The 25,021-nt window shown below is 66.9% G+C and carries 26 protein-coding genes and 1 pseudogene; 17 read left to right on the plus strand and 10 right to left on the minus strand.

Features of this window, described 5'->3' with window-relative positions; translation table 11 throughout:
• The first annotated feature begins 40 nt into the window (after positions 1 to 40).
• The 8 genes from VMT40_RS34165 to VMT40_RS34200 all read left to right on the plus strand — a co-directional run bounded on the left by VMT40_RS34165 (position 41) and on the right by VMT40_RS34200 (position 7,236).
• Entirely contained in the window at positions 41 to 664 is a 624-nt protein-coding gene (locus tag VMT40_RS34165; RefSeq protein WP_326363557.1) for a hypothetical protein, read from the plus strand.
• A 304-nt stretch (positions 665 to 968) separates the two neighbouring features.
• On the plus strand, positions 969 to 2,243 hold the full coding sequence (gene urtA / locus VMT40_RS34170; protein WP_326363558.1) for an urea ABC transporter substrate-binding protein: 1,275 nt from the start codon (positions 969 to 971) through the stop codon (positions 2,241 to 2,243).
• A gap of 132 nt (positions 2,244 to 2,375) precedes the next feature.
• Entirely contained in the window at positions 2,376 to 3,260 is an 885-nt protein-coding gene (urtB, locus tag VMT40_RS34175; protein ID WP_326363560.1) for an urea ABC transporter permease subunit UrtB, read from the plus strand.
• Positions 3,257 to 4,417, plus strand: a complete 1,161-nt coding sequence (urtC, locus tag VMT40_RS34180) for an urea ABC transporter permease subunit UrtC (RefSeq protein WP_326363562.1) — start codon at positions 3,257 to 3,259, stop codon at positions 4,415 to 4,417. The genes urtB and urtC overlap by 4 nt, the downstream gene beginning before the upstream one ends.
• A complete protein-coding gene (gene urtD, locus VMT40_RS34185; RefSeq protein WP_326363564.1) occupies positions 4,417 to 5,217 on the plus strand; it encodes an urea ABC transporter ATP-binding protein UrtD in 801 nt (266 codons plus the stop codon). Before urtC ends, urtD begins: the two co-directional genes overlap by 1 nt.
• Complete coding sequence (gene urtE, locus VMT40_RS34190; protein ID WP_326363566.1) at positions 5,201 to 5,893, plus strand: urea ABC transporter ATP-binding subunit UrtE; 693 nt, start codon at positions 5,201 to 5,203, stop codon at positions 5,891 to 5,893. Before urtD ends, urtE begins: the two co-directional genes overlap by 17 nt.
• A 12-nt stretch (positions 5,894 to 5,905) precedes the next feature.
• Positions 5,906 to 6,646, plus strand: coding sequence for a GntR family transcriptional regulator (locus VMT40_RS34195; protein WP_326363568.1), 741 nt, complete (start codon positions 5,906 to 5,908; stop codon positions 6,644 to 6,646).
• 56 nt (positions 6,647 to 6,702) lie between these two features.
• Positions 6,703 to 7,236 carry a carboxymuconolactone decarboxylase family protein gene (locus tag VMT40_RS34200; protein ID WP_326363570.1) on the plus strand — a complete coding sequence of 178 codons (534 nt, stop codon included), beginning with the start codon at positions 6,703 to 6,705 and terminating at the stop codon, positions 7,234 to 7,236.
• Positions 7,237 to 7,245: 9 nt separating this feature from the next.
• Here VMT40_RS34200 and VMT40_RS34205 read toward each other — a convergent pair whose 3' ends face one another.
• Complete coding sequence (locus tag VMT40_RS34205) at positions 7,246 to 7,935, minus strand: GNAT family N-acetyltransferase (RefSeq protein ID WP_326363572.1); 690 nt, start codon at positions 7,933 to 7,935, stop codon at positions 7,246 to 7,248.
• A 121-nt stretch (positions 7,936 to 8,056) separates the two neighbouring features.
• Complete coding sequence (locus VMT40_RS34210; RefSeq protein ID WP_326363573.1) at positions 8,057 to 8,836, minus strand: TetR/AcrR family transcriptional regulator C-terminal domain-containing protein; 780 nt, start codon at positions 8,834 to 8,836, stop codon at positions 8,057 to 8,059.
• Positions 8,837 to 8,959: 123 nt separating this feature from the next.
• Here VMT40_RS34210 and VMT40_RS34215 point away from each other — a divergent pair, with 123 nt between their 5' ends.
• The 5 genes from VMT40_RS34215 (at position 8,960) to VMT40_RS34235 (ending at position 12,307) form a co-directional block, all read left to right on the plus strand.
• Positions 8,960 to 9,337, plus strand: coding sequence for a VOC family protein (locus VMT40_RS34215; RefSeq protein ID WP_326363575.1), 378 nt, complete (start codon positions 8,960 to 8,962; stop codon positions 9,335 to 9,337).
• Positions 9,338 to 9,446: 109 nt separating this feature from the next.
• Positions 9,447 to 10,022, plus strand: coding sequence for a dihydrofolate reductase family protein (locus VMT40_RS34220; protein WP_326363577.1), 576 nt, complete (start codon positions 9,447 to 9,449; stop codon positions 10,020 to 10,022).
• Positions 10,023 to 10,037: 15 nt separating this feature from the next.
• Positions 10,038 to 10,391, plus strand: a complete 354-nt coding sequence (locus tag VMT40_RS34225) for a YciI family protein (protein WP_326363579.1) — start codon at positions 10,038 to 10,040, stop codon at positions 10,389 to 10,391.
• Between the two features lie 38 nt (positions 10,392 to 10,429).
• Positions 10,430 to 11,653: an RNA polymerase sigma factor gene (locus tag VMT40_RS34230; RefSeq protein ID WP_326363580.1), complete on the plus strand. Its 1,224-nt coding sequence runs from the start codon at positions 10,430 to 10,432 to the stop codon at positions 11,651 to 11,653.
• Between the two features lie 144 nt (positions 11,654 to 11,797).
• Entirely contained in the window at positions 11,798 to 12,307 is a 510-nt protein-coding gene (locus VMT40_RS34235; protein WP_326363581.1) for a transglycosylase SLT domain-containing protein, read from the plus strand.
• A gap of 19 nt (positions 12,308 to 12,326) precedes the next feature.
• Here VMT40_RS34235 and VMT40_RS34240 read toward each other — a convergent pair whose 3' ends face one another.
• Positions 12,327 to 13,178 carry an SDR family oxidoreductase gene (locus tag VMT40_RS34240; protein WP_326363582.1) on the minus strand — a complete coding sequence of 284 codons (852 nt, stop codon included), beginning with the start codon at positions 13,176 to 13,178 and terminating at the stop codon, positions 12,327 to 12,329.
• Positions 13,179 to 13,287: 109 nt separating this feature from the next.
• Here VMT40_RS34240 and VMT40_RS34245 point away from each other — a divergent pair, with 109 nt between their 5' ends.
• Positions 13,288 to 13,686 (plus strand): winged helix-turn-helix transcriptional regulator, encoded by a 399-nt coding sequence (locus VMT40_RS34245; RefSeq protein ID WP_326363583.1) that lies wholly within the window; start codon positions 13,288 to 13,290, stop codon positions 13,684 to 13,686.
• A gap of 58 nt (positions 13,687 to 13,744) precedes the next feature.
• Here VMT40_RS34245 and lpdA read toward each other — a convergent pair whose 3' ends face one another.
• From lpdA to VMT40_RS34260, 3 genes are all read right to left on the minus strand, one after another.
• A complete protein-coding gene (gene lpdA, locus VMT40_RS34250) occupies positions 13,745 to 15,148 on the minus strand; it encodes a dihydrolipoyl dehydrogenase (RefSeq protein WP_326363584.1) in 1,404 nt (467 codons plus the stop codon).
• A 79-nt stretch (positions 15,149 to 15,227) separates the two neighbouring features.
• Positions 15,228 to 15,533, minus strand: a complete 306-nt coding sequence (locus VMT40_RS34255) for a nuclear transport factor 2 family protein (RefSeq protein ID WP_326363585.1) — start codon at positions 15,531 to 15,533, stop codon at positions 15,228 to 15,230.
• A 51-nt stretch (positions 15,534 to 15,584) separates the two neighbouring features.
• Positions 15,585 to 16,586, minus strand: coding sequence for a dipeptidase (locus VMT40_RS34260; RefSeq protein ID WP_326363587.1), 1,002 nt, complete (start codon positions 16,584 to 16,586; stop codon positions 15,585 to 15,587).
• A 115-nt stretch (positions 16,587 to 16,701) separates the two neighbouring features.
• Between VMT40_RS34260 and VMT40_RS34265 the strand changes: the two genes are divergently transcribed.
• Entirely contained in the window at positions 16,702 to 18,753 is a 2,052-nt protein-coding gene (locus tag VMT40_RS34265; RefSeq protein ID WP_326363589.1) for a prolyl oligopeptidase family serine peptidase, read from the plus strand.
• Between the two features lie 3 nt (positions 18,754 to 18,756).
• Here the strand turns inward: VMT40_RS34265 and VMT40_RS34270 are convergent, their stop codons facing one another.
• Complete coding sequence (locus VMT40_RS34270; protein WP_326363591.1) at positions 18,757 to 20,076, minus strand: anaerobic C4-dicarboxylate transporter; 1,320 nt, start codon at positions 20,074 to 20,076, stop codon at positions 18,757 to 18,759.
• Between the two features lie 165 nt (positions 20,077 to 20,241).
• Here VMT40_RS34270 and VMT40_RS39460 point away from each other — a divergent pair.
• Positions 20,242 to 20,583 (plus strand): annotated as a pseudogene (locus tag VMT40_RS39460) (cyclic nucleotide-binding domain-containing protein); the annotation flags it as partial.
• A gap of 66 nt (positions 20,584 to 20,649) precedes the next feature.
• On the plus strand, positions 20,650 to 22,107 hold the full coding sequence (gene aspA / locus VMT40_RS34275; protein WP_442790103.1) for an aspartate ammonia-lyase: 1,458 nt from the start codon (positions 20,650 to 20,652) through the stop codon (positions 22,105 to 22,107).
• A gap of 32 nt (positions 22,108 to 22,139) precedes the next feature.
• Here the strand turns inward: aspA and VMT40_RS34280 are convergent, their stop codons facing one another.
• The 3 genes from VMT40_RS34280 to VMT40_RS34290 all read right to left on the minus strand — a co-directional run bounded on the left by VMT40_RS34280 (position 22,140) and on the right by VMT40_RS34290 (position 24,995).
• On the minus strand, positions 22,140 to 22,988 hold the full coding sequence (locus VMT40_RS34280; RefSeq protein ID WP_326363594.1) for an alpha/beta hydrolase family protein: 849 nt from the start codon (positions 22,986 to 22,988) through the stop codon (positions 22,140 to 22,142).
• 102 nt (positions 22,989 to 23,090) lie between these two features.
• On the minus strand, positions 23,091 to 23,723 hold the full coding sequence (locus VMT40_RS34285) for a TetR/AcrR family transcriptional regulator (RefSeq protein WP_326305750.1): 633 nt from the start codon (positions 23,721 to 23,723) through the stop codon (positions 23,091 to 23,093).
• Between the two features lie 663 nt (positions 23,724 to 24,386).
• A complete protein-coding gene (locus VMT40_RS34290; protein ID WP_326363596.1) occupies positions 24,387 to 24,995 on the minus strand; it encodes a peroxidase-related enzyme in 609 nt (202 codons plus the stop codon).
• Positions 24,996 to 25,021 lie beyond the last annotated feature (26 nt).

A 25,021-nucleotide genomic window follows, 5' to 3' on the forward strand; every position in this document is an offset into this window, starting at 1 on the left:
CACGGTGAACACCGGTGAAATCCCGTACGAACATGATCGGGTGAGTATCAGAAAATTGGTCGTCACGGCCGGACTCTCCATTGCCGCCATGACGATCACGGGGGGCACCGCCTACGCCGCTCCACAACCGACCACGTCGGACGTGTCATCGATGACCCAGGTCTCCGGCGATCTGGACGGCATCCATTACGACACCGTGCGCTCCGATGCGGACAAGACCGTCACGACCACACTGTCCGGCGGCACCTTCGTGCTCGCCGACGGCGGTGTGCAGGTGCTCGACGCCGCCGGTGCGGTCACCTCGACCCTGCCGCTGTCGATCACCGACGGCACCAACATGATCGCGCTGCGACCCACCATCACCGACGGCGGCGCGAAGCTGGTCGCCGCACCGGTCTTCGAGCCGATCTGGATGGCCTGCTCGCCGAGTTCGCCGCGCAGCCGCAGCATTCAGACGGGCCTGGGTCTGGTCGGCGCGCTGGGTGCGCTGCTGGGCGGCATCGTCGGCTTCGGCATCGCCATCGCGACCATGGGCATCGGCCTCATCGCCGTCCCGTTCACGACCATTATCGGTGCGCTCATCGGCGGTGCGATCGGCGCGGCCGCCGGTGCGGCGGTGCCGAATTCGGATGAGCAGGACATGTGGGAGTGCTCGGTGCCGTAGTGCCGGTCGGATACCCATCTCACTGATCACACCGGGCCGGTGCCAGCTCTCGCTGGCACCGGCCCGAGCCTTTTACTGGTCCTGAGCTGCACGAACGCCGTGCATGCGGGATCCGAATCCCATTGCGGTGAGCAGAAATTCATCGCACCGAAACACCAGAAATCGGACCTTCATCGAGAGTCATTCCGGCGCAACACTTCCCGTTTACCGTTCCGTTCCACGAATACAACCGTTGTATACGCGGCGGTATTCGCAAGCGGCGCACGTGGCGTCGCAGCACATCGTGAAGTGAAGGATCCGCCCCATGCACGACTCTTCCCGCCGGGACAGGGCTTCCCGCCTGACGAAGGCGATCATCATTCCGACCGCGCTGGCGCTGTCCGCCGTCATGGTCGCCGGTTGTGGGTCGCGTGACAGCGACACCGCGTCGGGTTCCAATGCCAAGTCCTGCGTGGACACCTCGAAGGACACCATCAAGATCGGATCCCTGCACTCGCTGACCGGCACCATGGCCATCAGCGAGGTGACCGTCGCCAATGCCACCAAGCTGGCGGTCGACCAGATCAACGCCGCGGGCGGTGTCATGGGCAAGAAGCTCGAGGTGGTGCTCGAGGACGGCGCGTCGGATCCGAAGACCTTCGCGGAGAAGGCCGAGAAGCTGATCAGCTCCGACTGTGTGGCCGCGGTCTTCGGCGGCTGGACTTCCGCCTCACGCAAGGCCATGAAGCCCAAGTTCGAATCGCTGAATTCGCTGCTGTACTACCCGGTCCAGTACGAGGGTCTGGAGGATTCCAAGAACATCTTCTACACCGGCGCGACCACCAATCAGCAGATCATCCCCGCGCTGGATTACCTCAAGCAGAAGGGCATCACCTCCCTGTACCTGGTGGGCTCGGACTACGTCTTCCCGCAGACCGCCAATCGCGAGATCAAGGCGTACGCCAAGGCCAATGGCATCGAGATCAAGGGCGAGGACTACGCGCCGCTGGGCTCCACCGACTTCTCGACCATCGTCAACAAGGTCCGTAATTCCAAGGCGGGCGCGGTCTTCAACACCCTCAATGGCGACTCGAATGTCGCGTTCTTCCGCGAGTACGCCAACGCGGGCCTGAAAGCCGCCGACATGCCGGTGGTTTCGGTGTCCATCGCCGAGGAGGAGGTCGGCGGCGTCGGCGTGCAGAACGTCACGGGCCAGCTGACCGCCTGGAACTACTACCAGACCGTCGACACCCCGCAGAACAAGGCGTTCGTCTCCGCGTACAAGGCGGCCTACGGCGCGAACAAGCCCACCTCCGATCCCATGGAGGCCGCCTACACCTCGGTCTTCCTGTGGAAGAACACCGTGGAGAAGGCGAAGTCCTTCGCGGTGGCCGACATTCAGAAGGCCGCCGACGGCGTCAGCTACGACGCGCCGGAGGGCACCGTCACCATCGACGGCTCCAACCACCACATCACCAAGACCGCCCGCATCGGCGAGATCCACCCGGACGGCCTGATCTACACCGTCTGGGATTCCGGCAAGGCGATCCAGCCGGACCCGTACCTGAAGAACTACGACTGGGCGAAAGGCCTCAAGTAAGGCCAAGGGCCTCGAGTAATTCGGCGGCCGCCGATGAGGGGCGGCTGGTGCGTTCCCCGCGAACTCTCACCGCGTGGCCGCACCAGCCGTACGGCTGCCCCCGCCCGCGTCTTTGTCGAAGAAGGTGCTCACATGGATGTCCTTGTCGGACAACTCTTTACCGGGCTGAGTCTCGGCTCGATCCTGCTGCTCGCGGCGCTGGGCCTGTCGCTGACCTTCGGTCAGATGGGCGTCATCAATATGGCGCACGGCGAATTCATCATGGCCGGTTGTTACACCACCTACGTTGTGGAACAACTGATTTCGGCGACGGGGGTGGCGCTGATCGTGTCGCTGTTCGTCGGCTTCCTGGTCGGCGGCCTGCTGGGCGCGGCCCTGGAGATGGGGCTCATCCGCTGGATGTACGACCGGCCGCTGGACACGCTGCTGGTCACCTTCGGCGTCGGGCTGGTGCTGCAACAGGCGGTGCGCGACATCTTCGGCGCGCCCGCCAAGAACGTGGTCGCGCCGCACTGGCTGACCGGCGGCCTCACCATCGCGGGCACGGTGGTGCCCAAGACCCGCATCTTCATCATGGTGCTGGCGGTGGCGGCGGTGATCGCGCTGGCCACGGCCCTGAAGACCACGCCGCTGGGCCGCCGGATCCGGGCGGTGGTGCAGAACCGCAGCCTGGCCGAAACCTCCGGCGTCTCTTCGCGTCTCACCGATGTCAGCACCTTCTTCATCGGTTCGGGCCTGGCGGCGGTGGCCGGGGTGGCGCTCACCCTGATCGGCTCCACCAGCCCCACCATCGGGCAGTCGTATCTGGTGGACGCCTTCCTGGTGGTCGTCATCGGCGGGCTCGGGCAGATCAAGGGCACCGTCATCGCGGCCTTCGCCATGGGCCTGCTGAATTCGTTCGTCGAGTACTCGACCACCGCGACGGTCGCCAAGGTGATCGTCTTCATCGTGGTCGTGATCTTCCTGCAGGTGCGCCCGCAGGGCCTGTTCACCGTCCGGACGAGGAGTCTGGCATGACCACCATCGCGCGACTGAGCGCCAACAGCTCCCTGAAAGCCCTGGGCGGCTTCGCCCTTGCCGCCCTCGTGCTCTTCGGCATCGCGCCCGCGGTGCTCACCGATTTCCGATTGAGCCTGCTGGCCAAGTTCCTGTGCTTCGCCATTGTCGCGGTCGGCATCGGCCTGGCCTGGGGCCGCGGCGGCATGCTCACCCTGGGTCAGGGCGTGTTCTTCGGCATCGGCGCGTACATCATGGCCATGCACCTGCAGATGGCCGATGCCGCCAAGGCGCACGAGGATGTGCCGGAGTTCATGACCATCGCGGGCGTGGACAAACTGCCCTCGTATTGGCAGCCTTTCGAGTCCGCGCCGGTGGCGATCCTGGCGATTCTGGTGCTGCCCGCGGCCATTGCCGCGATCCTCGGCTTCGGTGTCTTCAAGCGCCGGGTCAAGGGCGCGTACTTCGCCATCCTGAGCCAGGCCCTGGCCGCGGCGCTGGCGATCCTGCTCACCGGCCAGCAGACCATCGGCGGCTTCACCGGCCTGAGCGACTTCCGTTCCTTCTTCGGCTTCCGCCTCGACGATCCGGTGAACCGGCGCATGCTGTTCTTCATCGCGGCGGGCACGCTGCTGCTCGTGGTGGCCGTGGCGCGCCAGCTCATGCGCAGCCGCTACGGGGAACTGCTTGTCGCCGTGCGTGATCAGGAGGAGCGGGTCCGCTTCCTCGGCTACGACCCGGCCAATATCAAGATCGTCGCGTATGTGGTGGCCGCGTTCTTCGCGGGCATCGCGGGCGCGCTGTTCACCCCCATCGTCGGCATCATCTCCCCCGCGGATATCGGTGTGGTCCCGTCCATCGCCTTCCTGATCGGCGTCGCCATCGGTGGTCGCACCACCCTGCTCGGACCGGTGTTGGGCGCGATCGGCGTGGCGTGGGCGCAGACCACGTTCTCCGAGCATTTCCCGTCGGCGTGGACCTACTTCCAGGGCGCGCTGTTCATCGTGGTGGTCGGCTTCATTCCGGCCGGGCTGGCCGGATTCGGGCCCATGGCACGGCAATTGGTCGAGCGGCTGCGGCCCCGGCGCGGTGAGGCTACCCCGATAGCGGTGGAGTCGGCGCCCGTCGAACCGGACGCGGACCTCGCGCCCGCCGTCGAGGAGAAGGTGGAAGCCTGATGGCCGAGTACCTCGAAATCAGCAGGCTCTCGGTGAGTTTCGACGGCTTCAAGGCCGTCTCCGACGTCGACCTTACCGTCCTGTCCGGCGATCTGCGCTTCCTCATCGGACCCAATGGTGCGGGCAAGACCACCCTCATCGACGCCATTACCGGCCTCACCCCCGCGACGGGTTCGGCGCGCAAGAGCGGCACCGAGCTGATCGGCCGCAAGGTGCATCGGATCGCCCGTCTCGGCGTCGGCCGCACCTTCCAGACCGCCAGCGTCTTCGAACAGCTGACGGTGCTGCAGAACCTCGACATCGCCGCTGGCGCCGGACGTTCCGCGCTCACCCTGCTGCGGCGACGCACCTCGGTGCTGCCCGCCATCGAGGAGGCGCTCGAGCTCACCGGTCTCGGCGAGCTGCGCGACAAACCCGCCGGGGTGCTCGCGCACGGTCAGAAGCAGTGGCTCGAGATCGGCATGCTGCTGGTGCAGAACGCCTCGGTGCTGCTGCTGGACGAACCGGTCGCGGGCATGAGCGCCGAGGAGCGCGAGGAGACCGGAAATCTGTTGCGCCGCATAGGCACCGAACGCGTCGTCATCGTGGTCGAGCACGATATGGACTTCATGCGCGCCTTCGCCAACTCGGTGACCGTGCTCGCGGGCGGCCGGGTGCTCAGCGAGGGCAGCGTCGAGCACGTGCAGGCCGACCCCAAGGTGCAGGAGGTCTATCTCGGCACCGCCGCGGCGGGTGACCTGCCGCCGACCACCGACATCACCGACCAGGAAGCGGAGGCCGCGGATGCTGGAGCTCGTTGACCTACACACCGGCTACGGTCGGACCGAGGTGATCCACGGTGTGTCCCTGAGCGTTCCGGAGAACGGGGTCGCCGCCATCATGGGCCACAACGGGGCCGGGAAGACCTCGCTGCTGCGCGCGGCGGTCGGGCTGCTGCCCGCCAAGTCCGGGCGGATTCGCTTCGACGGCGAGGACATCACCAAGCTGTCGCCGTCGCGTCGGGTCAAGCGCGGTGTCGCCTATGTTCCGCAGGGGCAGCAGAGTTTTCCACAGCTGTCCACAATGGAGAATCTGCAGGTGGTGGCGGACGGCCGCAAGCGCGGTAAGGAGCTCGTCGCCGAATCGCTGGACCTGTTCCCCGCGCTGCGGGACCTGTTGTCCCGCAAGGCCGGACTGCTCTCCGGCGGCCAGCGCCAGCAGCTCGCCATCGCCCGGGCCCTCATCACCGAGCCGAAGCTGCTGATTCTCGACGAACCCACCGAGGGCATCCAGCCGTCGGTGGTGGCCGAGATCGAACGCACCATTATCGATCTCACCGCGCGCGGCGGATTGAGCGTGCTGCTGGTGGAGCAGCACATCGGTTTCGCCTTGCAGGCCGCACAGCAGTTCTACGTGCTGCGCTCGGGCCGCGTCACCTCCTCGGGGGCGGGCGGCGCGGGCGCGGAATCCGCGGTGCGCCTGGCCATGGCGATCTGATCGGATCGCGACGTGAACGCGCGCAGGGGGCGTATTCCGTTGTCCGAGCGGGTCTATCGATCGCTGCGACGCGATCTCGCGGCCGGGGCGCTGGTGCCGACCGAACGGCTCGGCGAGGAACGCCTCGCCGAGACCTACGGCGTCTCCCGCACCCCCGTCCGCGAGGCGCTGGCCCGCCTCTACGCCGATGGACTGCTCGAGCGCCACGCCGACGGCCTCTACCCGTACCGCCCCCGGGTCGACGAACTCGGCGACCTCTATGAACTCCGAATCGTCCTGGAGGCCAGGGGAATCCAGCGCCTCCAGGCCACCCCCTCCGGCCTCCCGGAGTCCGTGGCAACGACCCGGACGCCCATGGCCACCCTGCACGATATGACCGCGGTCCGCCGCGAGCTCGAGACGTGGCGGCGGATTCGCGAGTACCCACCGGAGCCGGGAGCCGAGCTCATCGTCGCCGACGAGGAGTTCCACACCACGCTGCTGCAAGCGGCCGGGAATTCCGCGCTGTCCGACGCACTCTCGACGGTGCACGCCCGGGTGCGGCCGGTGCGCGCGCTGGACATGCCCACACCCGCGCGCATCGCCGCGATGGCCGAGGACCACATCGCCATCGCCGAACAGCTGCTCACGGGCGACCTGGACGGCGCGCTGCGGACCCTCCTGGCCCACCTCACCAGCTCCCGAGCCCACGTCCTGACCCGAGCCCGCCGCGCCCTGGAACTCACCAAACTCGCCCAAGCCGTCCGCGAATAGCCCGTGGTGGGATGGCGGGTGACTGGGACAGGGTGTTGACTGGGGAGATGGTGTCGATGAAGCCACGAATCGCGCCGGGGCGGCTGCGGGAGCTGGGTCCGGTGAATTGGGTTGTCTGGCAGGCGCTTTCCCGGGCCGCCGGGACGAATGATGCGCATCTGTTCAGCACGCTGGGCCGGACGGGTGGGCTGTTTCGGGGATGGCTGCACTTCTCGGGGCGGCTCATGCCGGGCGGCTCGCTGCCCCGCTACGAATCCGAATTGGTCATCCTGCGGGTCGCGCATCTGCGGCAGTGCGAATACGAGATGGACCATCACATTCGACTGGGCCGCCGCGCGGGTGTCACCGCCGAGATTCTCGACCGCCTCCGCGAGGGCGGCCCGACGGCGGCCGGGTGGACCGACCGGGAACGCGCCCTGCTCACGGCCGTCGACCAACTCGTCACCACCCGCGACCTCGACGACGACACCTGGCAGCGCCTCGCCGCCCACTACGACGAACGCCGCCTGATCGAAATTGTCCTGCTGATCAACCAATACGAGGGCCTGGCCAGCACCATCACGGCCCTGCGCATCCAAACCGACCACTAGGCCGATTCGTCAGCGGCGGAGGCGGTAGACCGGCTGGGTGGCGGCTTCGGGGAGGGCGGAGGACTGGGGAAGTCGGTGCGCGAGCGCCGGTTCGACCGGGTGCGCGAGCGCCGGTTCGACCGGGTGGGCGACGCGGGCGTGCAGGTGCATGTCGTGCCAGCCGTCGGCGTGCAGGCCCGCGCTGCGATTGATGCCCTCGAGGACGAAGCCGGATTTGTGCGCGACCGTGCAGGATTGGGCATTGTGGACGGAGTGGCGGAGTTCGAGGCGGTGGAATCCGGCCACCTCGAAGGCCCAACCGACCAGCGCGTCCACCGCGCGCGGGGCGATGCCGCGGCCGCGGGCGGCGGGCACCACCCAGTAGGCGACCTCGGCCTCCCCGTGCCAGAGCTCCATGTGGTGCAGTGAGGCGCGCCCCATGAGCCGACCCGTACGGCTGTCCGCCACCGCCCAATTGGCGGCCGTGCCGCTGTGCCAGGAGCGCGCCCACGAGTCGACCCAGTCGCCCGCCTCCTCCACGGTGTCGGCGGTGCGCACATGCCAGCGGCGGATGGCCGGATCCTGGAAGGCCGCGTACACCTCGGGCCCGTCGCGGCGCAGCCACGGGCGCAGCACCAGCCCGTCCTCGATCGAGAGCACCGGCTGCGCTGCCCGAGTGAAGATTTCGGCGGCAACGACTGCCGGGGCTGCTCGCGGCATAGCTGGAATTCTGCCCGCGCACCGCCGCTCCGCGCGGCGAAATTGAGACCATCGTCCCGATCGGTCTGTGCCGTGCGCTTCGGTCCGTGCCCCGCGAACCGTCCGCGCGGTCAAAGAATGCTCAGGGCCTGCGGTTTTCGATCAAGACGGCCAAACCGTCCAGGACCCGCGCCAGCCCGAACTCGTAGGCGTGATCGGCGCTGTAGGCGCTGTCGTGGGCCTGCCCGGCGGCCGCGCCGACCCGGGCCGCCAAGGGATAGCGGTCGGCATCGAAGACCCGGGCCAGCAGTGGAGCGGCCCGCTCCCACCAATCGTGGTCGGATTGCCCGCTTTCCGCCGCGGCCCGCGCGGTGTCGATGGCCAGCTGCGCGGTCGAGGTCACGAAGCCCAGCACATAGGTGAGGGCCGCGTCCATCTCGAGGTCGTCGAGTCCCAATCCGTCGAAGGCCCGCAACTCGTGGTCGTACTTGGCGGCCACGCCAGGCCCCAGGGGCGGCCGCGTGGTCGGCAGGTACGCCACCCACGGATGTTCGCTCAACAGTGCGCGATTCTCGTTCGCGATCGTGGATACCCGCTCCCGCCAGGACATTCCGCTCAAATCGTGGCGCGGCATGCGCTGATAGACGGTGTCGAGCATGAGGTCGAGCAGTTCCGCCTTACCCGGCACGTAGGTGTAGGTGGCCATGGGCGTGATGCCCAGTTTGGCCGCGACCGAGCGCATGGTGAGCGCGCCCAGCCCCTCGGCGTCGGCGATGTCCAGCGCGGCGGCGATCACGGCGTCGAGGGTGGTGCGCTGTTTGGGTCCGCGCGTGGGCCCGCCGGATCCGGACACCCGCCACAGCAGTTCCAGCGTGCGCACCGGGTCGCCCGCGCTGCTGCGTTCCCCGCCCTTTCCGGCCATTCGCCTCACCTCCGCCGCCGATCGTATCGGCGTGACCGTCGCCACATTGCACCCCGTCGGGAATTTACGTACAAAGTACATCGTACTATGTATAGAATTAACCGGCACCGCCTAGGAGGACCCATGAACGTCACCGCATCCGCGATCTCCCTGAATGTGCCCGACCCCGTCGCCTCGGCGAAGTTCCTCATCGACCACTTCGGCTTCACCGAGAAGATGTCGGCCGACGGCTTCGTGAACCTGACCCGCGAGGACGCCGGATTCGATGTCATCTACCTGCGCACCGGCCTGGGCAGCTTCAAGCCCGAGCGCATCGCGGGCAGCGCGGGCGAGGGTCTGCTGGTCGTCTTCGTCGTCGACGACATCGACGCCGAACACGAGCGGGTCCGCGCGGAAGGCGTTCCGATCGTGACGCCCATCGAGACCGAGCCGTGGGGTGAGCGCTATTTCCAGGCCCTCGATCCCAACGGAATCGTCATCCAACTCGTCCAATGGGTCTGACCGAAAACCGCTAGAAAAAATTCTTCCGAGGGTGTCGATTCCACCGGGGCCCGATCGAGGAGTAGGTGAGGACCACCCACGGTCCCGCAACTCGACGGAAGGATTCGCCATGCGAAAAGTAGCGGCTTTCGCGCACATGACCCTCGACGGCTTCGCGGCCTCGAATACCGGCATGGGACTGGAATGGACGGCACACGCCTACAGCCCGGACCTCGCCACGTTCCATGACGAGCACATTCGCGCCGATGTCGGCACCGCCGTGTACGGCCGCAAGACCTTCGAGGGCATGCGCGACCACTGGTCGACGGTCCCGGACAACCCGGACGCCACCGCGCACGATCTCGAGCACGCCGCCTGGGTCACCGCGGTCGACAAGATCGTCTTCTCGAACACGCTCACCGAGCCCCGCTGGAACAACACCCGCGTCATCGGCAAGGACGCCGCCGCCCGGGTCGCGGAGCTGAAGGCGGAAACCGGTGACACACTGGCCATCTACGGCAGCCCGACCCTCGTGCACTGGTTCGCCGACAACGGTTTCATCGACGAGTACCGCATCATCATCCACCCGGTGACGATCGGCGCGGGCACCCCGCTGTTCCGCGACAAGACCGCGCTGACCCTGAAGCTGCTGGAGTCGAAGACCTTCGATTCCGGTGCCGTTTTCGTCAACTACACCCACGCCTGAGAAGAGGATCGAACAATGCGACACATGGTGCTGATTCGCCTGGACCCCGCACAGGCCCCGGACGGTCCCAGCGAGACGCTCATCAATGACATGAACGCCCTCATCGAGGAGATGACCAAGGCCGGTGTCCTGCTGGACACCGCGGGCCTCGGCATCGAGGAGACCGTGCGCATCCGCCAAACCGGCGGCACCCAAACCGTCCACGACGGCCCGTACACCGAGTCCAAGGAGATCATCGGCGGCTACTGTCTACTCCAGACCCGGTCGACGGAGGAGGCGGTGGAATGGGCGAGCCGATTCCTGCGCGTCCACGGCCCGGAGTGGAACGTCGAGGTCGAGGTGCGAAAGGTCGAGGGCGGCCAGAACTGAATCCCCTTGGGCCGGAGGCCGAGCGAGCGCGCCGGGCGGTGGAGGCCGCCTGGCGCGTCGAGTGGCCCAAGCTGGTCGCCGGGCTGACCAGGCTGATCGGGGATATCGCGACGGCGGAGGAGTTGGCGCAGGACGCCCTCGTCGCGGCCCTGGAGCAGTGGCCGGGTGCGGGCGTTCCGCCCAATCCCGGCGGCTGGCTCATGCTGACCGCGAAACACCGTGCCGTGGACCGCATTCGGCGCGATGCGAACTTCGCGCGGAAGCTGGAACTGCTCGGGCGGGAACTGCGCGACGAGGAGCCCGGCGAACCGGAACCGGCCATCGCGGACGACCTGCTGCGCATGATCTTCACCGCCTGCCACCCGGTGCTGTCGCCGCCCGCGCGGGCCGCGCTCACCCTGCGCATGGTGGGCGGTCTGAGCACGGTCGAGATCGCCCGGGCCTATCTGGTCCCGGAATCGACCGTGGCGCAACGCATCGTGCGCGCCAAACGCACCATCGCCGCCAAGCGGGTCCCCTTCGAGGTGCCCGAGGGCGCGGAGTTGACCGCGCGGCTGGATTCGGTGCTGGAGGTCGTCTATCTGATCTTCAACGAGGGGTACACGGCCACCTCCGGCGAGCGCTGGGTGCGGGCCGAATTGTGTGAGGACGCACTGCGATTGGCGCGCATTCTGGCCGGGCTGCTGCCCGAGGAGCCCGAGGTGCACGGGCTGGCCGCCCTGCTCGAACTCCAGGCCTCCCGCACCACGGCCCGCAGCGATGCCGAGGGCGGCCTCGTCCTGCTGCCCGATCAGGATCGCTCGCGCTGGAATCGGCTCTACATCAACCGCGGTTTCGCCGCCCTGGCCCGCGCCCACACCCTGAACCGCACGCGCGACCGCGAGCCCGGGCGCTATGCGCTGCAGGCCGCCATCGCGGCGGTGCACGCCATGGCCCCGACCGCCGCCGACACCGACTGGCGGCGCATCGCCGGGCTGTACGCGATCCTGGCGCAACGGTTTCCGTCCCCGGTGGTGGAGTTGAATCGGGCGGTCGCGGTGTCCATGCTGCACGGCCCGGCGGCCGGGCTGGAATTGCTCGACGCGCTCGACGCCACCGGCGCGCTCGACACCTATCACCTGCTGCACGCGGTGCGCGGGGATCTGCTCGCGCGCGCGGGCCGAGACGCCGAGGCCCGCGCGGCATTTCACCGGGCGGCGGAATTGACCGCCAATGACAGCGAGCGGGAATTGCTCCTCGGTCGTGCCACCGATTCGCTCTGATCAGGCATTTCGCCGCGTGTCGCTGACCGCTTCAGCGAACTGAAAGGGCGTACGGTCAATTTCTGTCTAAAAGACAAATAGGTCTGTTTTTCGTGGCTGTTGTGACCGCTAGGCATTGCAGAGAACACACGGAAGGACCAGGCGTTGCCCGATTTCGCGCACTCCGACACCAGGCGGCATCCGCTCCGAGTCGCTCTCCTCGGACTGTTTCTGGCCGCCGTCGCACCGCTGACCGTCGCCGTCGGACATGCCGACGCGCGCACCGATATCGCGAACCCGATCGCCGACGCGTCCTCGATCGGGGTTGCCCTGCCGGTCAATCCGTCCGAGCTGATCGAGCTGATCGGCACGGCCCAGCGCTACACCAAACCCGCGCTGCAGACCGTGGCCCGCTTCATCGTGCCCGGCGATCAGTGGGATTCGTTCAACCAGATCATCACCCACGAGAGCAACTGGGAGGTCTTCGCCATCAACCCGACCTCCGGCGCCTACGGCCTGGCCCAGGCCCTCCCCGCGCACAAGATGTTCAGCGAGGGCCCGGACTGGATGTTCAACCCGCTCACCCAACTTCGCTGGGCCTACCGCTACATGGTGCAGCGCTACGGCAGCCCCAATGCCGCCTGGGATTTCTGGCAGGCCCACCACTGGTACTAGGGGGCCTGCCGCTCGATCCTCAGCTCAGCGCGGCTCGGAAGACCTCCGCGACGGGGGTCGACGGGCGGCCGAGCAGGCGCTGCAGGTCGCCGGAGTCGACGGCCAGGATGCCGTTCGCGATGCCCGCGTCGGCATCGGCCAGGGCGGCGGCGTATCCCGCGTCCAGACCCGCGCCCTGGAGCGCCGCGGCGTACTCGTCCTGCGGCAGGTCCTGGTAGCGCACCGGCTTGCCCGAGACCTCCGAAAGCACCTGCGCCAGTTCGGCATAGCTGAGGGTCTCGTCGCCACCCAGTTCGTAGACCTTGCCCTCGTGGCCGTCGGTGGTGAGCACGCGGGCGGCGGCCTCGGCGTAGTCGACGCGGGAGGCACCGGATACCTTGCCGTCCTTGGCCGCACCGTAGAGGGTGCCGGTCTCGACCGCGTGGGCCAGGCCGCCGTTGTAGTTCTCCCAGTACCAGCTGTTGCGCAGCAGCACCGTCGGAATGCTCGCCTCGGCCAGCACGGCCTCGGTGCCGATGTGCTCCTGGGCCAGGATCAGCGGGTTGACCGGGGCCTTGGGAATGCTGGTGTAGGCCAGCAGTTTCACGCCCGCCCGCTCGGCGGCGCGAATCACGTTGGTGTGCTGGGCAACCCGCTTGGCGAACTCGTTGCCGGAGACCAGCAGGGCGCGGTCGACGCCCTGGAACGCCCGTTCCAGGGCCTCCGGATCGTCATAGCTCGCCACCCGGACCTCGACGCCGCGCTCGGCCAGATCGGCCACCTTGGCGGGATCGCGCACCACCGCCACCACGGGCTGCGATCCGTCCTTCAACAGTGCCTCGACGACCAGACGGCCCAGCTGCCCGCTTGCTCCGGTGACTGCGACGGTCATGTCTACCTCCAGGTATCAGGGAATGAACTGCACTCTCGACATGTACTAACTAATAGTAAGCACATACCATTCCCAAACCGCTACCCGAATGACAGGTAACCTGAATCTCATGACCACCCAGCGTCCCGACCAGGCGTTTGCGGTCGACCCCACGCTGGAGGCCGACGTCTTCGCCCGCAATTGCGCCTCGCGCCCCGTCCTCCAGGACGTGGCCAGCCGCTGGGGCGTGCTCGCCCTGGCCGCCCTGCGCGAGGGCCCCTACCGCTTCTCGGCGCTGCGCCGCCGCGTGGACGGCATCTCCGAACGCATGCTCTCCCAAACCCTGCAAACCCTGGAACGCGACGGCATGATCAATCGCGAAGTCCAGCAATCCATCCCCCCGGTGGTCGAGTACACCCTCACCGATCTGGGCGCGCAGGTGGCCGACAAGCTCATCGGCCTGATCGAGATCCTCGAATCCAATATCGACGCCATCACCGCCGCTCAAGAGGCATACCACCGCGAATAGGGCATGAAAAAGGCCCGGTACCAGCGGTTTACGCTGGCACCGGGCCTTCATTCGAAGATCAGAAGTTGATCATATGGCCTGCGAGGCCGTGGATCGCTTCTTGGATCGCTTCCGACAGGGTCGGGTGGGTGTGGACGTTGCGCGCCACCTCGTTGACCGTCAGGTCCCACTTCTGGGCCAGGGTCAGCTCGGGCAGCAGCTCGGAGACGTCCGGGCCGATCATGTGCCCGCCCAGCAGTTCTCCGTACTTGGCGTCGGAGATCAGCTTGACGAAGCCCTGCGCGTCGCCCAGACCGTGTGCCTTGCCGTTCGCGGTGAACGGGAAGTTCGCGACCTTGACGTCGTAGCCCTCGGCGCGGGCCTGCTCCTCGGTCAGACCGAAGGAGGCGACCTGCGGCTGGCAGAAGGTGGCGCGCGGCATCATGCGGTAGTCGCCCAGCGTCTGGGTCTCGGCACCGGCGATGGTCTCGGCGGCGACCACGCCCTGCGCCTCGGCGACGTGCGCGAGCTGCAGCTTGGCGGTGACGTCACCGATGGCGTAGATGCCGGGCACATTGGTGCGCATGTACTCGTCGATGGCGATGGCGCCGCGGTCGGTGAGCTGCACGCCGGTGGCCTCGAGGCCGTAACCCTTGACGCGCGGCGCGAAACCGACGGCCTGCAGCACCTTGTCGACGGTGACGGTCTCGACCGAGCCGGACTTGTTGTCCTTGATCGACACGGTGACCTTGGACCCGTCGTCCTCGATGGACTGCACGGCCGCACCGGTGGTGATGGTGATGCCGAGCTTCTTGTACGCCTTGGTGATCTCCTTGGAGACGTCGGCGTCCTCGTTCGGCAGTGCGCGGTCGAGGAATTCGACGATGCGCACGTCCACGCCGTAGTTCTTGAGGACGTAGCCGAACTCCATGCCGATGGCGCCCGCACCCACGATGAGGATCGAGCCCGGCAGGTCGCGGGTGAGGATCTGCTCTTCGTAGGTGACCACATTGGTCGAGAGCGAGGTGCCGGGCAGCAGCTTGGTCTCGGTGCCCGCGGCAATGATCACGTTGTCGAACGTGATGTCCTCGGTGCCGCCCTTGGTCAGCTCGACCGACAGCGACTTGGGACCGGTGAAGGTGCCCTTCCCGTCGAACTCGTCGATCTTGTTCTTCTTCATCAGGAAGTGGACGCCCTTGACCCGGCCGTCCGCGACCTTGCGGCTGCGGTCGAATGCCGCGCCGAAGTCGAAGGTCGCGTTACCCGAGATACCGAAGGTCTTCGCTTCCTTGGTGAAGATATGGGCCAGCTCCGCATTGCGCAGCAGTGCCTTGGACGGGATGCAGCCCACGTTCAGGCACACGCCACCCCAGTATTTCTGCTCGACGATCGCTGTTCGCAGGCCGAGTTGAGCGGCGCGAATCGCGGCGACATAACCGCCGGGACCAGCGCCGAGAACGACGACATCGTAGTGGGAAGTCACGACACCGAGACTAGACCTGTCGCCGGTTGCTCACTGCGCCATCCCCCGCCCGGGTGAGACGCGGAACACGTGAGACAGCTCACGCCTGACCCGTCTCGAAGCGACTGATCAGTCCGTCACGCACGGTGAACCGCCACGCCGTGCGCATGGCGCCCCAGCGATCGTTCGAATAGTCCGCCACGAATTCGGTCGGGCCGGAGACGGATTCGACCTTCATGCGGCCATTGGTCGCGAAGATCTCCGAATCGGTCCACTGGGCCAGATTCCGCTCCTGACCGTCATCGGTCATCGAAGCGTCGGCGGTCAGGGTCTTGAAGAAGGCCTCGGCGTCGCCCGCGTTCACCGCGTCGACGAACTTCCGGACGGTCGGATCGAGCTCTGTCATCGCACATCCCTCTCGGTCGGCGAGCACTGATCGAGCAACCTCGTGGCGAGTCTAATCCCGCCACACGGCACGGGCCACGCGCGCGAAGTTGCCGCCGAAGACCGCCGCGCGATCGGATTCGGACAGCCCGCGCGCGGCCAGGACCGCGTCCAGCCCCGGCACATTCGACTGCCCGAGCAGATCCTCCGGCGGCGTCCACTGCAGCGGCCCGAAGCGGGTGTAGTCCTCGGAGAAGTCCTGCGGGCTCGCGGCGATCACCGCGTTGAACTCATCACCGTCGAACGAGAAGTCCGAGCCGACACCGATGTGCTCGATGCCGACCAGTTCCGCGCCGTAGACAATGTGGTCGGCCATGGCCTCGACGCGCTCCGCCCGCGCCTCGACCGCATTGTGCCCCAGGAAGATTCCGACGCCGTTGATGCCGATCACCCCGCCCGTGGCCGCGCACGCCTTGGCCTGATCGTCGCCGATATTGCGCGGATGTGCCCACACCGCAGCGAAATTCGAGTGGCTGTAGATCATCGGCACGCTCGTGGTCTCGGCGATGTCGAGCCCGGTCCGCCGCGAGCAGTGCGATCCGTCGGCGAACACCCCGACCTCGTTGAGCTTGCGAATCAGGTCGCGCCCGTACGCGGTGAGTCCGGTGTCCTCGGTGTCGAGGCAGCCGCAACCCGCCGCATTGGCGTAGTTGTAGGTCGGCAGCAACGAGCGCAGCCCCAATTCGTAGAACAGCTCGACATTGTCGAGATCGCCTTCCAGCGGCCCGGCGTCCTCCAGATCGAAGGCCAGCGCGAGGGTCGCGTCCGAGTCCGCGGTCGGCCGCTCCGGCCACGCGTCCTCGATACTGTGCACGAGCCGGAAACGCCCGTCCGTCAAGGCATCTCGCCGAAATTGGGTGACCAACTCCAGCGAATCCCGCGTACTTTGCGGCGAATATCCGATATTCACCGATAGGTACGACCCCCTCGGATACCGGGTCAGATCGGTGAGGTCCGCGGTCGGGAGGAGCGGCAGACAGCAGTGCTGTTCCCACAGCCGGAACCCATGCGACACGCCGAGACCTCCTGGATCGGACCGATATCGAAACCGCAATCCTACTGACCGGCCGTCACGCCGTCCGGCAACACGTTCGCGACCGGCGAACACCGGGCTGGGCAACAATGAGGGGATGAGCGGTGTTGGAGAGGGCGTGACGGATCCGTACCTGTGGCTGGAAGAGGTCGAGAGCGAGCGCGCCCTGGAGTGGGCGCAGGAGCGCAATACGATCGTGAAGGGCAGATTCGCGTCCTCGGAGCGCTTCGGCGAACTCGAGGCGCGGGTGCTGGCCATGCTCGACACCGACACCCGCATCGCCTATCCGGGACGCCGCGGATCGTGGCTGTACAACTACTGGCGCGATCGCGAGCACCCGAAGGGCCTGTGGCGGCGCACCACCTTCGCCGAGTACGCCAAAGACGATCCGGACTGGGAGATCCTCATCGATCTGGACGCCCTGGCCGCGACCGAGGACGAGAACTGGGTGTGGGGCAGCGCGGCCGTGCTGCGCCCGGCGCAGCGCCGCGCGCTGATCAGCCTCTCCCGCGGTGGCGCGGACGCCAAGGTGGTGCGCGAATTCGACATCGAGACAAAGGCTTTCGTCCCGCCGGAGGACGGCGGCTTCTACCTACCCGAGGCCAAGTCCGACTTCGCCTGGATCGACGACAACACCCTGTACGTGGGAACCGATTTCGGCCCCGGCTCGCTCACCGACTCCGGCTACCCGCGCGTGGTCAAGCGCTGGCGGCGCGGAACCCCCCTGGAAGCAGCGGAATTCGTCTACGAGGGTGAGACCACCGATGTGGCCGTCTCGGCGGGCTACGACCGCACGCCCGGCTACGAACGGCACTTCCTGGGCCGCGCCACCGACTTCTTCAACGAAGAGGTCTACCTGCTCGAGTCCGACGGCACCCTGCGCTTCATCGACGTCCCCAGCGACGCGTCCGAATCCTGGTACAAGGACTGGCTGCTGGTGCGGCTGAAGTCCCCATGGGAGGTGAACGGCACCACCTATCCGTCCGGCTCGCTGCTGGCCACAAACTTCGAGGAATTCCTCTCCGGCGCACGCGATTTCGATGTCCTGTTCACCCCGGACGCGCACACCGCGCTGCACGGCTACGGCTGGACCGAGAACCACCTGCTGTTGATCACCCTGCGCGACGTCCAGACCGACCTGCACGTGCTCACCCCCGGCCCCGACGGCTGGACCCGCGAGCCGCTGGCCGACACCCCGCGCATGGCCACCACCAGCGTGATGAATCTGGACCGCCTCGAGGGCGGCGACGAATTCATGCTCTCCACCAGCGGTTTCACCCGACCCACCACCTTGATGGCGGGCTCGGTGGGCGGACCCATCGAGGTGCTCAAGCAGGAGCCGGAGTTCTTCGACGCCGACGGCATCGAGACCGAGCAGTTCTTCGCCACCTCCGACGACGGCACCCAGGTCCCGTATTTCGTGATCCGCCACCGGGATCGGCGCGGCACGCCGGGCCCCACCGTCATGTCCGGCTACGGCGGCTTCGAAGTCTCGCGCACCCCGGGCTATTTCGGCGCGGTCGGCATGGGCTGGCTGGAACGCGGCGGCACCTACGTCATGACCAATATCCGCGGCGGCGGCGAATACGGCCCCGAATGGCACACCTCGGTCCTGAAGGCCAACCGGCACAAAGCCTTCGAGGATTTCGCGGCCATCGCCCGGGACGTGGTGGCGCGCGGCATCACCACCCCCGAGCGGTTGGGCGCGGTGGGTGGCAGCAATGGCGGCCTGCTCATGGGCGTCATGCTGACCCGCTACCCGGAGCTGTTCGGTGCCATCGTGTGCCAGGTGCCGCTGCTGGACATGAAGCGCTATCACCTGCTGCTGGCGGGCGCGTCCTGGATCGCCGAATACGGTGACCCGGACAAGCCGGAGGAGTGGGAGTACCTCTCGAAGTACTCGCCCTATCAGAACACCGACGCCGACCGGCGGTACCCGCCGATCCTGCTCACCACCTCCACCCGCGACGACCGCGTGCATCCGGGTCACGCGCGAAAGATGGCCGCGCGCTTGGAATCCGAGGGCCACGACGTCTGGTACTACGAGAACATCGAGGGCGGGCACGGCGGCGCGGCCGACAACAAACAGTCCGCCTTCCAGGCCGCGCTCATCTACGAGTTCTTCGCCCAGCAGCTCACGCTGGAGTGACGCTCAGCCGATGATCGCCGCCAATCCGTAGCCGATGGCGATGGAGGCGACCAGGGTGACCAGACCGGGACGCATGAACGAGTGGTTGAGCACGTACTTCCCGAAGTGCGTGGTCCCGCTCTGGTCGAAGTTCACCGCCGCGATGCTGGTCGGATAGACCGGCAGGATGAACAGCGCGGCCACCGCGGGCAGCATGGCCACCAACTGTGCCGACGGAATGCCCAGGGCCATGCCCAGCGGCATCATCGTCTTGGTGGTCGCGGCCTGACTCAGGATCAGCGCCGCGACCACGGTCACGATAATGGCGAAGGTCCACGGGTAGTCCTTGGCGACGGTGCCGAGCTTGTCGACGATCAGAGTCTTGTTGGCCTCGACGAAAGAGTCGCCGAGCCAAGCCAATCCGAACACGCCGACCAGCGCGACCAGACCGGCCTTGGCCACCGGCGTGCCCGGCACATCGACCGCGGACACCTTGCACGCCACCATGATCACCGCCGCGGTCGCGAGCATGAGCACCTCGATGGCGTAGGGCATGGCCAGCGGGGCCACCGAGCCGTTCGTGCCGTGCACGTCCGGCCGCAGGCTCGGGAACGCGCCGGAGATCACGATGGCGAGCACCCCGAGCAGGAAGATGCCCGCCGACCAGGACGCGCGCGGCGGCAGCGGTGCCCGGTCGGCGTGGTTCGGATCGATGGGCGGGATCTCCCCGGCCGCCAGTCGGCGCTGATACTCCGGATCGTCGTCGAGGTCCTTGCCGAGCCGCAGCACCGACAGCGCGCCGACCATGGAACCGAGCAGCGTGGACGGAATGGTGATGGCCAGGATCTTCACGATGGACCACCCGTCGGGCCCGAAAATGACCACCGACGCGGCGGTCGAGGCGGAGACGGGGCTGGCCACGATGGCGATCTGATTGGCGATGGTGGCAATGGAAATCGGCCGCTCCGGCCGGATTCCGCCCTCCCGGGCCACCTCGTGGATGACCGGCAGCAGCGGATAGAGCAGATGCCCGGTGCCCGCGCCGACGGTGAAGGCATAGGTGACCAGGGGCGCGACGAAGGTGATCCGCTTGGGATTGCTGCGAATTATCCGTTCGGCGATTCGGACCATGTAATCGACGCCGCCCGCGGCCTCCATGGTCGCCGCGGCCACCACCACCGACAGAATGATCAGCAGCACGTCCACCGGCGGCACGGTCGGCTCGACCCCGAAGATGGTGGCCAGCGCGAAAACGCCGATGCCGCCCCAGACACCGAGACCGATGCCCCCGACCCGGGATCCGATCATGATGATGCCGAGCATGACGGCGAGTTCGAGCAGCATCTTGACCATCGTCGACCCGCCTGTTCAGCTCGTAGGTGGTGGTGCCGGGCCCTGCCGTTATCGCGTCGCTCTTGAAAGATATCCGGACCTTTCGGAAAGATAGCGATTTGTTTGCCAGTTTCGGTTGCAGGAAACAAATGCCGCCCTTCCGGACGAGGAGTCGACGTGGGCCAACTGGACGAGCTGATCAAGAGCACCGCCGCCGCCACCGGACTCGATCCGGACGATGTCCGGGCCTTCACCGCCACCGCCGAGCGCCGGGAGTACCCACCGGGCTCGATCCTCTTCCACGAATCCACGCCGCGGGAATGGGTGGGCATCGTGGTCGAGGGCGAGGTCAAGATCAGCACCGGGCTCACCGGTCACGAGACCGAACTGGCCCGGCTCGGGCCCGGCAGCATGGTCTCGGAAATCGCGTTGGTGGACGATGCCCCGCACACCGCCACCGGCCACGCCCCGAAGGGCGCGACGGTGCTGACCGTACCCACCGCCACCCTGCGCGCACTGGCCCAGACGCATCCGGATCGCTACTACCGCATGGTTTCTCGGGTCGCGCAGCTGGTCGCCCACCGCATGCGCAGCGTCTCCGAACAGCTCTCGGCGGCGATCGCGGCACAGCAGCAGCTGGGCGGCATTCGCACCGAACACGATTCGCTGGGCACCCGGGAACTGCCCGCCGAGGCCTACTACGGCGTGCAGACCCTGCGCGCGATCGAGAACTTCCAGATCTCGGGCATCAAGCTGCGCAAGTTCGGGCACCTGGTGCACGCGCTCGCCTACGTGAAAAAGGCCGCGGCCCTGGCCAATCTGGAGCTCGGTTCGATCACGAAGGAGAAGGCCGACGCCATCGTGCGCGCCTGCGACGAGATCATGGAGGGCAAGCTCCGCGAGGACTTCGTGGTCGACATGGTGCAGGGCGGCGCGGGCACCTCGACCAATATGAACGCCAACGAGGTCATCGCCAACCGCGGCCTCGAGCTCATGGGGCATCAGAAGGGCGAGTACCAGTACCTGCACCCCAATGACGACGTGAACTGCTCGCAGTCCACCAATGACGTCTACCCCACCTCGGTCAAGCTCGGCGTCTACCTGTCCCTCCAGGACGCGATCGCCGCGCTCGAGGAACTACGAAACGCCTTGAAGGCCAAGGCCGTCGAGTTCAACGATGTGATCAAGATGGGCCGCACCCAGCTGCAGGACGCGGTGCCCATGACGCTGGGTCAGGAGTTCGGCGCGTACGCGGTCATGATCGGCGAGGCCATCGCGCATCTGCGGCGCATTTCCCAGGACCTGCTGGCCATGAACATGGGCGCGACCGCCATCGGCACCGGCATCACCAGCCCGCCCGGCTATGCCGAACTGGTCACCGCCAAGCTGGCCGAGGTCACCGGTCTGCCCATCTGCCAGGCCGAGAATCTGGTCGAGGCCACCCAGGACTCGGGCGATTTCGTGGCCGTCTCGGCCACCCTCAAGCGGGCCGCGGTGCAGCTGTCGAAGATCTGTAATGACCTGCGCCTGTTGTCCTCCGGCCCGCGTGCGGGGCTGGGCGAGATCAATCTGCCCGCCATGCAACCGGGTTCGTCGATCATGCCGGGCAAGGTCAATCCGGTCATTCCGGAAGTGGTGTCGCAGGTCTGTTTCCAGCTCATCGGCTACGACATGACCGTCACCATGGCGGCGGAGGCCAGTCAGCTCGAGCTCAATATGGCCGAACCGGTCATGGCCTACGACCTCATGATGGGCACCATGATGCTGCGCAACGCGGCCATCACGCTGACCAGCCGCTGCATCACCGGCATCACCGCCAATCGCGAGCATTGCCGGGACCTGGTGAACCACAGCATCGGTCTGGTCACCGCGCTGGTGCCCAAGCTGGGTTACGAGCAGTCGGCGGCCATTGCCAAGAAGGCGCTCAAAACCGGCGAGAGCGTGTACGACCTGGTGCTGCAGGACAGTTCGCTCACCAAGGACGAACTCGACGAACTCCTGAGCCCCGAGAAAATGACCGCCCCGCGCTCCCGCCTGCTCTGACACCGGTCGCGAACCACTCCGCCCCCCGCGAATCAGCGGTCCCGCAGCCACTTTTCGACGTAGTCGAGGGTGGAACCGGGATCGCTGATCCAGCCGTTGTGTCCGAGCGGGTCCGGATTGTGCCAGGTGGTGATGTCGGCATTCGGCATCTTGGCCAGCAGCTGCCGCGCCGAGCTCTGCGGCGTCAACTCGTCGCCGCGCAGGGTGATCGACAGCACCGGCAGTTTCAGCCGCCCGATGCGCTCCTCGTAGTCGATATCGGCTCCGGCGGGCTGGAATCGACCCGTGCGGGCCAGCCGCGCCCAGTCGGCGATGAGCGTCTTCGACTGCCGCCCGAACCCGCCCGCCGTAATGGTCTCGCCGGGCCAGAATCCGGCGAGATTGGCGGTCAGGGAGAGCGCGGCGCTGCCGAGCGCCGCCAGTCCGGTGTAGCCGCGGTGATGCGGTGTGCCCGAGGCGATCAGGATGAGCCCGCCGAGCCGACCGCGAATCCGCGAGGCGTACATGACGCCGAGCTGCCCGCCCATGCTGTGCCCCAACAGATACGGGGTGCTGTCGGGGAACCGTTCCCGCACCACCTCGAACATGGCCGGAAAGTCGACGGCCACCAATTCCTGATAGCCGTAGGAGCCCGCCGAGCCGGGCTTCGGCTTGCTATCGCCGTTTCCGCGAATCTCCAGCAGCGCCACGTCGAAACCCCGGTCCGCCAAGGGCTTCCCGAACAGCGAGTAGTACTCGCCCGGAACCCCCAGTCCCGGAACGATCACCACCACCGGCCGCGGGCTGTCGGCCGTAATCGGATGCCGGTGTGGGCCTTTCGCCGGAATCAGCCGCACCGGCACGGTTGACCCGTCGGGCATCTGAATGGGCACGGTCTCCATGCGCCGCACGCTACCCGTAAAGGTCGTGCCCGTCCGCCAGGCGGCGGACGGGCACGAAATCGAGTCGGACAGGACGGGTTCGGGCCGGGAGAGCTACGGGTGTCAGGCGCTGACCGCGCCCATGATGACGCGACGCAGCACGCGGATGACGTCGTCGAGCGGCTGGCGCGGTTCCGAACCGCTCCAGGCGTCCACCACGTAGTTCACCGCGCCGATAATGGCCAGCACGCGCATTTCGTAGTCACCGGGCGGGATTTCACCGTGCAGCGCGGCATCCTCGGCGGCGCTGGCCAGCAGCGCGCCCCAGGCGCGGCGCAGTTCCAGCCGGAACTTCTCCACCTTGGGTCCCGCGCCGACGACTTCGACGAGCGCGACTCTGGCCTTGCGCGGATCTCGCCCGATGGACTCGATATAGGCGCGCACGGCCGCGTCGATGATGTCGATGGCGCTGGCGTCGGTGTGCTCGGCGATGGTGGCCGCCACGGCTTCCCGGGATTCGCGATCGATCTGCTCGTAGAGCTCGAGCAGGAGCGATTCGCGTCCGGTGAACTCCTCGTAGAACTGCCTCGAGGAGAGCCCGGCGTCTTTGCAGATGGCTCCGACGGAACTATTGGCATACCCATCGCGCGCGAACACCGTGAGCCCGGACTCCAGAAAACGCGCACGACGCTGCCGCTGCCGGTCTTCTACGGGCTGCCCGGCGTACATTCTTCCCGCGTTCGTTTCCTGTGACATTGCGCCAGACAATACCGAAGGGCCCGATCCCCTCGTCATGGATCGGGCCCTTCGTTTGCACCTTCGACTTACCGCGCGATAGCCGAAAGTTGGCTCAGTGACTTCGGGCAGTGCGGCGCACCCGGGACGGTGGGTATAGGCAGGGGAACCGTCCCGGGTTCGGGACGCGGGTCCGGGGGGAGACTCGCGGCCCGATGTCGCATTGACCCGAAAGTCACTGATCGTTTGCCGTTCACCACGATACAGAGCAGGCGAACTGGACGGAATACTTTTCGAGGAGATTTTTAGTATTAATTTCGCGAGTCGCGGCGACGCGCCGGGCCAGGTCGCTCGGACCCACCGGACCGGCGGCCGATCAATGGCACGAAAAAGGGCCCGATCCCCTCGTCAAAGATCGGGCCCTTCGTCATCGAATCGGCTTCCGCGCAGTAGCCGAAAGATGGCGCCTGCGCGGCTACTTGGCGGAAAGGCTCGACGAGCCGGTCTGCAGCAGCTTGAGGATGGTCTGAACTAGAACATCCGAAAGGAAGTTCGCCATGGTGGTGCTCCGATTCAACAGGTTGCCAGTGCCGTCACTGGCCGTTTGCCATCCGGACGATACCGAGCACCCACCCACCGGGGGAAGATTTCGGATGAACTTTCTAGAACTTTTTCCAGAGGCCGCTAGATTTCACTCACCCCGCCGGGAACCTCCGGCTCGCCCAGGGTGAGCATGAGGCGGTTGGCCCAGGAGAAGGAGGCGGTCGAAAGCACCAGATCGTGCAGTTCGACCTCGCTGAAACCCAGCTCGCGCAACCGTTTCAGATGATCGGCGGCGGCGCGGGGCGGGTTGGCGGCCAGCGCGTCCACGAAATCGATGACGGCGTCCCACTTCTCGTCGATCCGTACGCCATTGCCCTCGTCCAGCAACCGCTGCACATCCTCGGTTCGCTTGGATAGCGCGGAAGTGAAACGAGAATGAACGGAGGCGCAGTATTCGCAGCCGTTGTGCCGGGAGGTAACGGTCGCCGCGAGTTCGCGCTCGGCGCGCGAGAGCCCCTCGCGGCCATAGAAGATCTCTTTGTCATTGGCGCTGCGATGGGCCAGCACCGCCGCGTTGCGCGCCAGTAGCCGGAAGTAGGGGCCGACGCCGCGGTCGCCCTCGAGCAACGGCCGCTGGGTCTCGTCGGCATCGGCCAGCGCGATGGGCTCGACCCACGGCACCCAATCCAATTGCTCCTGGGTGAATCCCCGTGGCCGCCGCGCGGTTTCGACGCTGCGCACTTCACTCATGTCCCAGCACCTCACTCATGTTCCAG

The organism is Nocardia sp. CDC160 (assembly GCF_035818795.1).
Classification (GTDB): Bacteria; Actinomycetota; Actinomycetes; order Mycobacteriales; family Mycobacteriaceae; genus Nocardia.

Excerpts from the sequence above, each read along its gene's own strand:
- urtE (WP_326363566.1), top strand. The coding sequence starts at position 5,201 with ATGCTGGAGCTCGTTGACCTACACACCGGCTACGGTCGGACCGAGGTG.
- VMT40_RS34205 (WP_326363572.1), bottom strand. The coding sequence starts at position 7,935 with ATGCCGCGAGCAGCCCCGGCAGTCGTTGCCGCCGAAATCTTCACTCGG.
- VMT40_RS34210 (WP_326363573.1), bottom strand. The coding sequence starts at position 8,836 with ATGGCCGGAAAGGGCGGGGAACGCAGCAGCGCGGGCGACCCGGTGCGC.
- VMT40_RS34200 (WP_326363570.1), top strand. The coding sequence starts at position 6,703 with ATGAAGCCACGAATCGCGCCGGGGCGGCTGCGGGAGCTGGGTCCGGTG.
- VMT40_RS34255 (WP_326363585.1), bottom strand. The coding sequence starts at position 15,533 with ATGACAGAGCTCGATCCGACCGTCCGGAAGTTCGTCGACGCGGTGAAC.
- VMT40_RS34270 (WP_326363591.1), bottom strand. The coding sequence starts at position 20,076 with ATGCTGCTCGAACTCGCCGTCATGCTCGGCATCATCATGATCGGATCC.
- VMT40_RS34240 (WP_326363582.1), bottom strand. The coding sequence starts at position 13,178 with ATGACCGTCGCAGTCACCGGAGCAAGCGGGCAGCTGGGCCGTCTGGTC.
- urtC (WP_326363562.1), top strand. The coding sequence starts at position 3,257 with ATGACCACCATCGCGCGACTGAGCGCCAACAGCTCCCTGAAAGCCCTG.
- urtB (WP_326363560.1), top strand. The coding sequence starts at position 2,376 with ATGGATGTCCTTGTCGGACAACTCTTTACCGGGCTGAGTCTCGGCTCG.
- aspA (WP_442790103.1), top strand. The coding sequence starts at position 20,650 with ATGCGCAGCGTCTCCGAACAGCTCTCGGCGGCGATCGCGGCACAGCAG.
- VMT40_RS34265 (WP_326363589.1), top strand. The coding sequence starts at position 16,702 with ATGAGCGGTGTTGGAGAGGGCGTGACGGATCCGTACCTGTGGCTGGAA.
- VMT40_RS34220 (WP_326363577.1), top strand. The coding sequence starts at position 9,447 with ATGCGAAAAGTAGCGGCTTTCGCGCACATGACCCTCGACGGCTTCGCG.
- urtD (WP_326363564.1), top strand. The coding sequence starts at position 4,417 with ATGGCCGAGTACCTCGAAATCAGCAGGCTCTCGGTGAGTTTCGACGGC.
- VMT40_RS34225 (WP_326363579.1), top strand. The coding sequence starts at position 10,038 with ATGCGACACATGGTGCTGATTCGCCTGGACCCCGCACAGGCCCCGGAC.
- VMT40_RS34280 (WP_326363594.1), bottom strand. The coding sequence starts at position 22,988 with ATGGAGACCGTGCCCATTCAGATGCCCGACGGGTCAACCGTGCCGGTG.
- VMT40_RS34290 (WP_326363596.1), bottom strand. The coding sequence starts at position 24,995 with ATGAGTGAAGTGCGCAGCGTCGAAACCGCGCGGCGGCCACGGGGATTC.
- VMT40_RS34215 (WP_326363575.1), top strand. The coding sequence starts at position 8,960 with ATGAACGTCACCGCATCCGCGATCTCCCTGAATGTGCCCGACCCCGTC.
- urtA (WP_326363558.1), top strand. The coding sequence starts at position 969 with ATGCACGACTCTTCCCGCCGGGACAGGGCTTCCCGCCTGACGAAGGCG.
- VMT40_RS34245 (WP_326363583.1), top strand. The coding sequence starts at position 13,288 with ATGACCACCCAGCGTCCCGACCAGGCGTTTGCGGTCGACCCCACGCTG.
- VMT40_RS34285 (WP_326305750.1), bottom strand. The coding sequence starts at position 23,723 with ATGTCACAGGAAACGAACGCGGGAAGAATGTACGCCGGGCAGCCCGTA.